Here is a 12853-nt window from a genome sequence, read left to right on the forward strand (position 1 = left end):
AGGACAAATCCGAAAGAAAAAATAATTTTTTATTTTAACTAACAATCAAGAAAAATTATTGAATTCTGACCAATGCCTTATACATCAAAGCCTGTTACTTTAGTTGACACTCTATCTCAAGTTAGATAACATAGTTAGTATTATGTGCTATCTACGCAGTTTTAACAATCTCTTAAGCAGCTTGGTATATCTAGCAACAATATAAGTAGAGTGTTTATTGTTACCTTCAACACCTAGAAACCCACATAATTTGAGGGAGCGAGAAATTGGAATTTTTTGAACGATCGCAAAAAGTGCAGCCGCCCTCAACCCCAATTGCAGCACTCCAGTCTTTTTCCAAAAAGGCTGGTATTGCAGTAATCGCGATCGGCTGTACAGTCATGTTGGGTTGGATCTTCGACCTGCAACTCTTAAAGAGCATTTTTCCAGAACTCCCGAGCATGAAAGCCAACACAGCGGTCTGCTTTATTTTGAGCGGATTGTCTCTGTTTCTGCAACAGCGCAGGCGTGCCAAATCAACAACAATTAAAGCTCAAAAAATAGATAAAGCTTTAATTGTTTCCAGTTCACTTTTAATTATATTAATCAGTCTATTCACCCTAATTCAATATAGCTCTAATTTAGACTTAGGCATCGACCAACTGCTATTTAAAGACAATTCTAACCTCACAAGTATCTCAGCACCGGGACGGATGGCGCCGAATACTGCCACTGCTTTTTTATTGCAGGGAACTGCCTTGCTGCTGCTGTCTCTACGCCGCCCCAAATACCTGCGGGTTCAAATCTTAAGCTGTTGTGCATTTTTAATTGCATATCTGGGTTTGATCGGCTACATCTACGGCAAACCTTTCTTTTACACAATTGGCTATACAGGAATGGCTTTGCACACCTCCGTAGCATTTATGTTACTGAGCCTGGGGATTTTATTTGCTAGTCCAGAGCGAGGATTGATAGCAGTAATTGTGAGCGATCGCGCGGGCGGCATCATGGCAAGGCGGTTGTTGCCACAGGCGATGGTTATTCCGACTTTGGCTGGTTACTTCATCATCTCGGGAGAGCGGTTGCAAGCCTACTCCCCGGAGCTAGGAATATCGCTGTTAAGCGTATTGAACGCGATCGTTTTTACTGTTCTGATTTGGCAGAATGCGAAAAGTCTCTGCACCGCAGACCGAAGGCGCTATCGAACCCAACTGGGGCTGATCAAAGCTAAATCAGACTTAGAAAGTCAAGTTGAGAAACGGACTCTTGAACTCCAACTTGCTAACGAGCAATTGCAGCAGCAAATTCTCGATTCTCACACAACAGAGCAGGCGCTCCAAAAAAACTACAACCTGTTGCTCACAGTCATTAACAGTACGCCGACCGCCCTATTTGTCAAAGATATTCAGGGCTGCTACATGATGCTCAACGCTGCGGGAGCTAGCATCATTGGCAAGTCTTTTGACGACATTATCGGCCGAGATGACAGCGAGTTATTTCCTGCGGAAATTGCGGCCAATATTACCAAAACCGATCGCCAGATCGTGACAGCGGGAAAAACGCAAGTAATGGAAGAAGAATTGCCAGTTCAAGGAAAATTGCGGACATTTCTTTCGACAAAAAACGCTTACCGAGACGGGCAAGGAAAAATCAGCGGTATAGTTAGCATCGCGCGGGATATTACCGATCGCAAACAAGCAGAAGTCGCCAACAGAAGTCTGGCAGCAATTCTCGAAGCAACGCCGGATTTTGTAGGTATCTGCGATCTCGACGGGCACGCTGTTTACATGAACAAAGCAGGCAGAAAAATGGTGGGTATCGACGAAAACGAAGATATATCGAACAAACAAGTTGGAGAATTTGCCGCAGCCTCAGCCCGCAGCACCTTCCAGCAAGCGATCGCCACCGCAATCTCAGGCGGTGTTTGGAGTGGAGAAACAGCCTTCGTGTCAGCCTCGGGAGTTGAAATTCCCGTCAGCCAAGTCATCATCTCCCACTCAGCACCAGACGGCCAACTCGCATATATTTCTACCATCGCCCGCGACATCAGCGATCGCTTCCAAGCCGAAACAGCCCTGCGTTTAAGCGAGCAAAGATACCGATCGCTGATCGCTGCTACCGCGCAACTCGTATGGATCACAGACGCACAAGGAAAGCCGATCGCGCCCACAGACTGGATGGCATATACAGGCCAAAGCTTGGAGGAAGCCACAAACAACTGGTTTTCGGCAATTCACCCAGACGATCGCGATCTCACGCTGCAAGCTTGGATGCGCGCAGTCGAAACCAAAAACCTCTATGAAGTCGAACACCGCTTGCGGGCGTCTGACGGCAGCTACAGGCACTTTTGGGTGCGCGCAGTCCCAGTTTTAGCAACAGACGGCAGCATTCGCGAATGGGTGGGCACGCACACGGATATTAGCGATCGCGTCCAAGTATTGGAAGCACTCAAGCAATCAGCAGCACAGTATCGATCGCAAGCAGCCCAGCTCGAAAAAGCTTTCCGCGACTTGCACGAAACCCAAGCGCAACTAATCCAAACCGAAAAAATCTCTTCACTCGGCCAGCTAGTCGCCGGAGTCGCCCACGAAATCAACAACCCGATTAACTTCATCTACGGCAACATCACCCACGCCAGCCAATACGCCAAAGACTTGCTAAATCTGCTCAACCTTTACCAGGAAAAATACCCAAATCCCGTCACGGAAATTGCTTTATCAGCCGAAGAGATAGAAATTGATTACTTAATAGAAGACTTTCCGAAGATTTTGGAATCAATGAAAGTAGGAGCCGATCGCATCCGCGACTTAGTTGTATCCTTGCGTAACTTTTCCCGACTCGACGAATCGCAGATGAAGCGAGTAGACATTCACGAAGGAATCGAAAGCACTTTAGTAATTTTGCAGCACAAGCTCAAAGCTAATGCAGTTCGTCCGGCGATCGAGATTATCAAAAACTACGGCAGCTTCTCCAAAGTCGAGTGCTATGCAGGTCAGCTCAATCAAGTATTTATGAATCTGTTAGCAAATGCGATCGATGCCCTCGAAGAATACAACAGCAAGCGTTCTCCAACAGAAATATATGCTAGCCCCAACACCATTGAGATTAAGACCAGTGCAAATTCAGACACAGTAACCATTCGGATTGCCGACAACGGGATGGGAATCAATCCTGAAGTTATGAGCAAATTGTTCGATCCATTTTTTACTACCAAACCCGTCGGCAAAGGCACTGGCTTAGGACTATCAATCAGCTATCAAATTATAGTTGAAAAACACCGAGGAAAATTGAAATGTGTTTCTGCACCCGGGAAAGGTGCAGAGTTTATCATAGAGATTCCCATTTCCCAGAATCTATCAGCCCAAGCAACGGAAAACATCAAGGAAAAGGAAATGGTGAGCAGTAATCAGTCATTAGTCATCAGTCATTAATTTCTGAGTGTCACGTAGTTGCGCTTCAGCGCTCTTAGGTACGTAGTTGCGCTTCAGCGCTCTTAGGTACGTAGTTGCGCTTCAGCGCTCCGAGGCACGTAGTTGCGCTTCAGCGCTCTTGGGGCTAAAGCCCAACAACATACCAACCAGGTACGTAGTTGCGCTTCAGCGCTCTTGGGGCTAAAGCCCAACTACATACCCAGTAATTGCGATCGCCACAGAAAACACTCCGCAGTAGCAAGCGTCGCACCTTGCAAAATAGTCATCTCCCCGTCTCAGTCGATCGCCCAAAATCGAAATAATTCTTTACAATACAAGAGTAAATATAATTATTCACTTAAAAAAATCCCTTGAAAATGCCCATAAACCAACTTTCTGCAACAACAGCCTCCGCGCAAACCCAGGAATTAGACTTTGATATCGCGATCGTCGGAGGCGGCATAGTCGGCGCCACCTTAGCGTGCGCCCTCAAAGATTCAGGATTAAAAATAGCCATCATAGAAACCCAACTCCCCGCAGCAGCAGCAGCCAAAAAACAAGCCTATGCAATCACCCTGCTATCGGGAATGATCTTAGAAGGCCTCGGCGTGTGGGAACAAATCTTGCCGCAAATCACCACCTTCGAGCAAATTAGCCTCTGCGACGGCGACTATCCCGGAGTCGTCGAATTCCACCGCCCGGATTTGGGAAATACTGGCAAACTACCCGTACCAAAAACAGCATTAGGTTACGTTGGCGAGCATCGAGTTATGCTGTCAGCTTTGCAGGAATGTTTAGCAAAAAACCCTAATTTCAGTTGGGTTTGTCCGGCGGAAGTAGTCGAGGTAAAATATTTAACTAATTGCGCCGAAATTCAAATCAAACAACAGGGCGAAACTCGCACAATTCGCACTAAATTATTAGTCGCCGCCGACGGTTCTAAATCGCGCATCCGCACAGAAGCAAAGATCAGCACTCGCGGCTGGAAATACTGGCAATCCTGCGTTGCGATCACTATTAAAGCCGAAAAATCACACAATGATATTGCCTTTGAGCGCTTTTGGCCGAGCGGCCCGATGGGAGTCTTACCATTACCAGGGAACCGCTGTCAAGTAGTTTGGACAGCACCCCACGCGGAGGCGAAAGCTTTGCAGTCAATGGATGAAACAGAGTTTTTAGCTTTGTTGGAACAGCGCACGGGCGGGCTGTTAGGGCGCTTGGAATTGGAGAGCGATCGCTTTTTGTTTCCAGTGCAGTTAATGCAGAGCGATCGCTACGTGTTGCCCAGATTAGCACTCATTGGCGACGCCGCCCACTGCTGCCATCCCGTGGGCGGCCAGGGATTGAACATGGGCATTCGAGACGCAGGTGCGATCGGGCAAATCTTGCAACAAGCGCACCAAAAAGGCGAAGACATCGGCGATTTGCGAGTATTAAAACGGTATCACAACTGGCGCAAAAAAGAAAACTTAATCGTATTAGGATTTACCGATTTTCTAGACAGATTGTTTTCCAATACTTGGCTGCCAATTGTAGCATTTCGCCGCTTCGGATTGTGGTGTTTGCGGACAATTCCGCCAGTCAGGTTTTTAGCATTGCGCTTGATGACCGGCTTAATGGGGAAGCCGCCAGAATTAGGGCAGAATTAGGTTCTTTCATACATCCCCGTAGGGGCGGGTTCACCAACCATAATCGCCCAAAACAAACAATCTCAAAAACCCGCCCCCACCCAACGATAAATCATCATGTAAATTTTGGTGATGCGATGTAAATTTCAGGTTGACGTGGGCGATCGGTGGTGTGGGGACGGGTTTATATAGATGGTTGGTAATTGTTAGATATTATTGGTGAACCCGCCCCTACAAAATATCGTATAATACCATCAAAGAAACCGGGGTTTTTCCTGGAACTTTGCAATTTTAAGAAGTTTGTCGCAAAAACGCGATACAATGATCTACTCAGATCGAACACTGCCCTGACAGCAGTAGAAAAACCATGCAACCCGAACAAGAACAAGAAATTCTCAACCTGCGCGATCGCCAATTAACGCCCAAACAAATTGCCCGAAAGTTAGGATTGAAAGCATCCGAAGTCAGTACATTTCTGATATCTCAGGCAGAACAAACAGCCCTCGCTAGCGCCGAAAAAGGAGAGTTATTGCCCGTTGCTCAATGTCTCGTCGATGTAAATTTTGCGAAGGTATTGTTGGGCAATGAAACCTCTGAAATGAGCGGTTTGGGTTTAGTGATGGTTACCCGTTCCAAGGGCTACAATCGTTTTGTTGTAACCTCTTATTTGATCGACTACTGGTGCTTGGGAGTGAAGGATGCCATGCCGCCACGTAACTGCAACGATAGCCAATATAAAAATCTTGTTGAGAATGCTTACTCGCAGTTTCTGGGATACGAGGAGATTAGTTTAGAGCAAGCACAAGCTTTGGTTTGGGGTGCGATCGCCTATGCCAAAAAATTAGGCTTTGAACCGCATCGCGATTTCGAGCAGTCGAAGGCTCATTTAGGAGAATCAACCAGCGAAATCGGCTTGAATTTCGGTCGCAATGGAGAACCTTGTTATGTTGAAGGGCCTTACGATAATACAACGAAAATTATCAATACGCTTAAAAAGTCTGTGGGAGACGGTAATTTCGATTACTTGTTCGGGATGGGGTAGAAATTGATACGGTTGGTTCCGCACGATCGCAAAAACCGGGTTTTTTTCCAAATCTTCGCCTGTCACCAAGTCTGTCGCAAAAACCCGGTTTCTGGCCACCGAACCCACAATCACAATCTCAGAAACCGGGTTTTTTCCCAAATCTTCGCCTGTCACCAAGTCTGTCGCAAAAACCCGGTTTCTGGCCACCGAACCCATCGAATCATGCTAAAATAATCATCGGTGTTATTCACAACTCCCTACAATGGACGAAACCCGCGCCGAAGCCTACCAACAACTAATTCAGACTCTCCTGACTTGCCCTAACGGAGACGAATCACAGATATTACAAGATAACTTAGAATTATTGGATCGCGGATTTCTCCAAGCTTGCGAGTCAGTAGCAGAAAACTTGACACAACAAGGACAGGAAAATCCAGCTAGTTTCCTGCGAAATCTGGCCAGTCAGGTAGGGCAATTCTTGGATGGGAAGGATGAGGGAGATAGCGATGACTCAGAAGGTGAAAATTCCCAAGAATATGTAAAGTTTATCTTAGAATTATTGCAAGCAGCAGCAGCTAGCGGTAGCGATATTAAAGTAATTCACTCCATCCTCGGTCAACGACAACATCTTCTCAATGCCCGTTTTGGCAAGACTTTACAGGAAGTGGTCAAGAAGTTCATTGTCATCGGCAAAAATACAGAAGAAATTAGCTTAATTGTCGGAATTTTTGAAAATTTAAGTGTTCGTATTTTTCAATTTCCCCGTGCAAACAGAACGAACAATATTGAAATCGCCATTACTGGTTATCAAATAGTTTTAAAGAATCGGGAACCGGGGAGCAAAGATTGGGCAAGGACTCAAGTCAACCTAGCCAATGCCTACTTATACAGAATTAACGGTTCGCGCGCGGATAATCTGGAACAGGCGATCTGCTTTTTTAACACAGCTTTAACAGTTTTCACTCTTCAGAATTTCGCTGAAGAATGGGCAATGACTCAAGTCAACCTAGCCACTGCCTACAAAAACAGAATCAACGGTGATCGGGTGAAAAATCTGGAACTGGCGATCGACTTTTTTAACGCAGCTTTAACAGTTTATACCCTAAAGGATTTCGCTGAAGAATGGGCATTGACTCAAAATAACTTAGCCAATACCTACAGTGATAGAATCAAGGGTTCGCGGGCCCAAAATCTGGAACTAGCGATCAACTTTTATAACGAGGCTTTAAAAGTTCGCACCCTAAAGGATTTCCCTAAAGATTGGGCAATGACTCAAAATAACCTAGCCAATGCCTACGGTGACAGACTTAACGGCGATCAGGCAGAAAATTTGGAATGGGCGATCAGCTTTTATAACGCTGCTTTAACAGTTCGTACTCTTAAGGATTTCCCTGAAGAATGGGCAGAGACTCAAAATAACTTAGCTGGTACTTATATTGAAAGAATCAAAGGCGATCAGGCCCAAAATCTGGAACAGGCGATCAGCTTTTTTGACGCTGCTTTAACAGTTTATACCCTTGAGGATTTCCGTGAAAAATGGGCAATGACTCAAAATAACCTAGCTACTGCCTACTTAGACAGAATCAAGGGTTCGCGGGCGGATAATGTGGAACGGGCGATTGAGTTTTATCACGCTGCTTTAACTATCAGAACTCGCGAAGCTTTCCCGCAAGATTATACAGAAACTTTGTTTAATTTAGGTAATCTTTACCAAAACAACCAGCAATGGCAACTGGCTTACGATACATATACCCCAGCTATTGAAACAGTAGAATTTTTACGGGGCGAGATTGAATCTGGGGATGAAACCAAACAGAAATTAGCCGAAGAATATAACAGAATCTATAGTGGCATGGTAGAAATTTGCATCGAACTGCAACGCTACACCGAAGCGATCGAATACGTCGAACGCAGCAAAGCCCGCAACCTTGTAGAACTCTTTGCCAACCGTGACATCAAACCTAAAGGCAATATCCCCGAAACTGTTCTCAACGAATTGTCGCGCCTCAGTCGAGAAATTGAGGCCGAACAGCGACGACTGGAAATCGAACAGATAAACAGTAACAGTAATGGCGGCAGAATATTGGGAGAACGCAGCCTCCAAATCGACAGCCTAACAACTAGCCGCGATTCTACTCATCTCACCAAATTACGTAAACAACTCGATGAATTGATTGCTCGTGAAATTACACCGATCGATCCTGATTTTAGCCTAACCCAAAAAGTTAAGCCCATCCTCTACAAAGACATTCAAACTCTGACAGGTGAAAACACCGCTATTCTTGAGTGGTACATTACAGGTGACAAATTCCTCACCTTCATCATCACCCCGCAAACGCCAACACCCATCATCTGGCAATCTTCAACAGCAAACTTTGAAGCCTTGGTAAATTGGTATGACGAGTATAGAAAAGACTACGAAGAGAGTAAACCACCTGAAAGAAAACCGCAATGGCAGGAAAAACTAGCCTCTCGCCTCCACAATCTAGCTGAGATTTTGCAGCTAGATCGGATTTTAGAGAATATTCCGAAACAGTGCGATCGACTAATTTTAATTCCCCATCGTTTCTTGCATCTTTTCCCTCTTCATGCGTTGCCAATCTCTCACGAAAGGGATGTTGAACGTGGATACACCGATGAACAGAATTCTGCTACTACTGTATCCCTATCCAAATCAGATTTATGCTTTCTCGACTTATTCCCAGGTGGAGTCAGCTATGCCCCCAGTTGCCAACTGCTGCAACAGGCGAAACAGCGACAACGCCCCAATTTCTCTCACCTATTTGCGATTGCTAATCCTACCAAAGATCGCTATTTACTTGAACTTCAAGCCGCGAATATCTGCGAGAAATTCAAATCTAATGATTTCTTGGCAAAAGATGATGCTAATAAGAACGCAATTCTAAACGCGAAACTCAATTTTGCCAACTGCGCCCATTTCGGTTGTCACGGCAAGTTTGAGCCTGACTCGCCTTTGGAATCATCCCTGGTATTCGCAAATAAAGAACGTTTGACACTGTTGGAAATCTTGAATCTTGACCTAAATCAATGTCGTCTTGTCACCCTCTCCGCCTGCGAAACTGGATTGACAAAATCCAAAACTAGCGATGAATATATTGGCTTACCTTTTGGCTTTCTCTTGGCTGGTAGCCCTAGTATAGTCAGCACGCTTTGGGAAGTGGATCAAGTCACCAGCACTTTATTACTAATGCGGTTCTATGAAAACCTAGAAAGTATGTCAACGGTTACTGCTCTCAATGAGGCACAGCAATGGCTGCGTAATATGACCTCAGAGGGGCTGGAAGTCTTATTAAAAGACCTCAAACCCCAAATCGACGAAATTTTCGATCGACTACCCCTAAAGGAACGCACACGCTATGTTAATGCTCCTCTGAAGGGCGCACAGAACCGCAAGCCATTTCCCTTTGTTGAACCTCATTATTGGTCTGGCTTCATTGCGATCGGTGTTTAGCACTCCTTACAAAACTCATCCAGATTTTTCTCGTTTATGTAAAGAATTATTAATATTAATAATGCTGGAATACCAACATAAGGCATTAGCAAAGTCATTGCACCACCAAAACCCTGTTTTAATGATTCTCTAAAGGCTGAGGTACAAATATAAGGACGCAATTTTTGAGTTGACTTTTCTAACCAGCTAGGTTCATTCGGATCTTCCTCGCTCATATTGTCCGGTAATTCTCCTGACTCAATTGCTATAGTTTCGGCGGCATATTCTAAATCGCCTTCACACCCTTCGAGCACCTCAAGGCCTTTCAGAGCATCGGGATATTCTTGTAGTTGGGAGCGATATTGTTCAATTTGTGCTTGGGTAACAGTAGTCATGGGGATAATGGCGATCGATTAAATGAGTAATTATTATTTTGCCATAAAATGTATTTTTTGTGCACGCAAGTTTCCGTAGTTAAAGAGTATTTTGTATCGTGCGTCGCTGTCAGAAGTTCGATCGCATTTAAATATATCTGATAGCGACGCACCCGACGATACTCGCGCAAAACCACAGAAACCGGGTTTTTTCCGAAAGCTGGGAGTTGTCGCCAAGTCTGTCGCAAAAACCCGGTTTCTCGCCACCCACCCACAATCCAAAATCTAAGAAACCGGGTTTTTCCCGAAATCTAGGAGTTGTCACCAAGTCTGTCACAAAAACCCGGTTTCTCGCCACCACTTTTAGAATAACAACGGCTCAATTTTGGTCTGTACCTCCTCAATCACATCTTCAGATACAGATTCAACAAATCGAACACCGCGAACTTTCCAGTCTAGACACTTGATTTGATCTGCAAGAATAACTCCCTGAACTTTTAATCCAATTGGTAAAGCAACTTCAAAAGGATACCCTTTTTGTTGCTTGGTAATAGGCATAAATAAAGCTAAAGAACTTTTCTGATTATAAGCACGAGGCGACAGCACAAAAGCAGGTCTAAGTCCTTTTTGTTCGTGTCCTTTAGTGGGGTCAAAGTCTAAATAAACAATATCGCCTCGACTCGGAATGTAGGGATTTGATTGTGTCACCAAACTTCATTCCCCACAGCAACTCCACTGTCAATCTCAGTATGAAGATTTTCTGGGGTAATGGCCTCAATCAACTCCTCAAGCGAATACCGCCGACGAGTTATCGGCTCGATCGTCAGCCTACCATCTATCAAGACAAGCTGCACTTGGGAACCTTCCACTAAGTTAATCTCTTTAGCTAAATGCTGTGGAATCCTAACAGCAAGACTGTTTCCCCACTTTGCGATCGTCCCAACCATAGCCCAATCCTCTAGCTAGTGATATTATTCTGAGGACTTCACCCTTTTTTGAGGATGTATATACAGAGTGTCTACAGTATAGCAACTAAAATCCAAGAAACCGGGTTTTTTCCCGAATCTTCGCCTGTAACCAAATATTCTCGCAAAAACCCGGTTTCTGACTACCCACCCATCAAAAACAAAACAACCGCCAACAGTCAAAGCCATCAACAGTTGTTTCATATATTCAATGCGGATGGCGAGACTCGAACTCGCAAGGACATAATGCCACACGCACCTCAAGCGTGCGCGTATACCAATTCCGCCACATCCGCTTTTTCCGACAATCTCTGGGATTTTTTGCGTTACGAGTTAAAGATTCACAGGTTGAGGTTCCTGAAATTTAACTTGTGACTAGCCCTTTGAGACCACCGATTTAAAACCATAGCACAACTACCACCAAATTGTAAAATAAATTTTTATTAAGAATTTATGGGAAACCATTATCCAGAAGATACCGAAAGGGATTATTGTACAGAATATTGAGTGAATTAAGCAGCGAAGATGGGGTTCTCGAAAATTTTAATCGCTAATCGGGGGGAAATCGCCCTCCGCATACTACGCACCTGCGAGGAAATGGGGATTGCCACAGTCGCCGTTCATTCCACTGTAGATAAACACGCCCTACACGTTCAGTTGGCAGACGAAGCCGTTTGCATCGGCCCCCCCACCAGCAGCAAAAGCTATTTAAACATCCCCAACATCATCTCGGCCGCCCTGACGCGCAACGCCGCAGCGATTCACCCGGGCTATGGCTTCCTCGCGGAGAATGCCCGATTTGCGGAAATCTGTGCGGATCATCAAATTACTTTCATCGGCCCAAGTCCGGCTGCGATGCGGGCGATGGGCGACAAATCCACCGCCAAAGAAACCATGCAGCGGGTGAAAGTCCCCACAGTACCCGGTAGCGACGGATTGCTGGCGGACGATCGCGAAGCTCTAGCAATAGCCCGCGAGATCGGCTATCCTGTGATGATCAAAGCTACCGCCGGCGGTGGAGGCCGCGGCATGAGGCTAGTCCGAGAACCATCCGAACTCCCCAAACTCTTCTCAGCAGCCCAAGGCGAAGCCGATGCAGCCTTCGGCAATCCCGGAGTCTACCTCGAAAAATTCATCGAAAAACCGCGCCACATCGAAATTCAAATCCTCGCCGACAACTACGGTAATGTCATCCACCTCGGCGAAAGAGATTGTTCGATTCAGCGCCGACACCAGAAACTCCTGGAAGAAGCGCCCAGCCCCGCCCTCAGCCAGAAACTGCGAGATCAAATGGGTCACGCTGCGATTGCTGCGGCTAAATCCATCAACTACACGGGTGCAGGAACTGTGGAGTTTTTGCTTGACAAATCGGGCAAGTTCTACTTCATGGAAATGAACACTCGGATTCAAGTAGAACATACCGTTACGGAGATGATTACAGGGCTCGACTTGATCGCCGAACAAATTCGGATCGCCCAAGGTGAAAAACTGCAAATTAAGCAAAACCAAGTAATTCTTAGCGGCCACGCGATCGAGTGCCGGATCAACGCTGAAGACCCCGATCGCAACTTCCGACCCCATCCCGGCAGAATCACCGGCTTTTTGCCTCCTGGCGGCCCTGGCGTGCGGATGGACTCTCACGTTTACACCGATTACGAAATACCGGCTTACTACGATTCATTAATTGGTAAATTGATAGTCTGGGGGCGCGATCGACCTTCAGCCATCCGGCGCATGAAACGGGCATTGCGGGAATGCGCGATTACCGGCGTCCCCACCACCCTCAGTTTCCACCAAAAAATCCTCGATAGCCCCGAATTTCTCAGCGGCGAAGTTTACACGAATTTCGTCGAACAGTTCATGAATCAAAATAGTCAGTAGGCAGTTGACTGTTAACTGTTAACTGTTAACTGTTGACTGTTGACTGTTGACTGTTAACTGTTGACTGTTGACTGTTGACTGTTGACTGTTAACTGTTAACTGTTAACTGTTGATCCATGCCCAATGCCCAATGCCCAATGC

9 protein-coding genes and 1 tRNA gene are annotated in these 12853 nt (G+C 45.8%); 5 read left to right on the forward strand and 5 right to left on the reverse strand.

The window, feature by feature from the left end:
• Positions 1 to 266 precede the first annotated feature (266 nt).
• The 4 genes from JGK16_RS02425 to JGK16_RS02440 all read left to right on the forward strand — a co-directional run bounded on the left by JGK16_RS02425 (position 267) and on the right by JGK16_RS02440 (position 9513).
• Complete coding sequence (locus JGK16_RS02425; RefSeq protein WP_293202704.1) at positions 267 to 3410, forward strand: PAS domain-containing protein; 3144 nt, start codon at positions 267 to 269, stop codon at positions 3408 to 3410.
• A 356-nt stretch (positions 3411 to 3766) separates the two neighbouring features.
• Positions 3767 to 5038, forward strand: coding sequence for an FAD-dependent hydroxylase (locus JGK16_RS02430; protein WP_293202706.1), 1272 nt, complete (start codon positions 3767 to 3769; stop codon positions 5036 to 5038).
• 346 nt (positions 5039 to 5384) lie between these two features.
• Positions 5385 to 6059 carry a DNA-binding response regulator gene (locus JGK16_RS02435; RefSeq protein WP_293202708.1) on the forward strand — a complete coding sequence of 225 codons (675 nt, stop codon included), beginning with the start codon at positions 5385 to 5387 and terminating at the stop codon, positions 6057 to 6059.
• A gap of 244 nt (positions 6060 to 6303) precedes the next feature.
• Positions 6304 to 9513 carry a CHAT domain-containing protein gene (locus JGK16_RS02440; protein WP_293202710.1) on the forward strand — a complete coding sequence of 1070 codons (3210 nt, stop codon included), beginning with the start codon at positions 6304 to 6306 and terminating at the stop codon, positions 9511 to 9513.
• Here the strand turns inward: JGK16_RS02440 and JGK16_RS02445 are convergent.
• The 5 genes from JGK16_RS02445 to JGK16_RS02465 form a co-directional block, all read right to left on the reverse strand.
• Positions 9510 to 9887 carry a hypothetical protein gene (locus tag JGK16_RS02445; protein WP_293202711.1) on the reverse strand — a complete coding sequence of 126 codons (378 nt, stop codon included), beginning with the start codon at positions 9885 to 9887 and terminating at the stop codon, positions 9510 to 9512. The two genes, JGK16_RS02440 and JGK16_RS02445, sit on opposite strands and share 4 nt — an antisense overlap.
• The gene (locus JGK16_RS02450; RefSeq protein WP_293189426.1) at positions 9884 to 10141 is read right to left on the reverse strand and encodes a hypothetical protein; all 258 of its coding nucleotides are present in this window, start codon (positions 10139 to 10141) and stop codon (positions 9884 to 9886) included. The genes JGK16_RS02445 and JGK16_RS02450 overlap by 4 nt, the downstream gene beginning before the upstream one ends.
• Before the next feature lie 88 nt (positions 10142 to 10229).
• Complete coding sequence (gene mazF / locus JGK16_RS02455) at positions 10230 to 10574, reverse strand: endoribonuclease MazF (protein WP_293175280.1); 345 nt, start codon at positions 10572 to 10574, stop codon at positions 10230 to 10232.
• Complete coding sequence (locus tag JGK16_RS02460; protein WP_293148968.1) at positions 10571 to 10813, reverse strand: AbrB/MazE/SpoVT family DNA-binding domain-containing protein; 243 nt, start codon at positions 10811 to 10813, stop codon at positions 10571 to 10573. The genes mazF and JGK16_RS02460 overlap by 4 nt, the downstream gene beginning before the upstream one ends.
• Positions 10814 to 11043: 230 nt before the next feature.
• Positions 11044 to 11127, reverse strand: a tRNA-Leu gene (locus tag JGK16_RS02465).
• Between the two features lie 229 nt (positions 11128 to 11356).
• Here JGK16_RS02465 and accC point away from each other — a divergent pair.
• A complete protein-coding gene (gene accC, locus JGK16_RS02470; protein WP_293189424.1) occupies positions 11357 to 12712 on the forward strand; it encodes an acetyl-CoA carboxylase biotin carboxylase subunit in 1356 nt (451 codons plus the stop codon).
• Positions 12713 to 12853: the final 141 nt, after the last annotated feature.

The sequence above is a fragment of the Microcoleus sp. PH2017_09_SFU_O_A genome (assembly GCF_020738625.1).
Lineage (GTDB): Bacteria > Cyanobacteriota > Cyanobacteriia > Cyanobacteriales > Microcoleaceae > Microcoleus.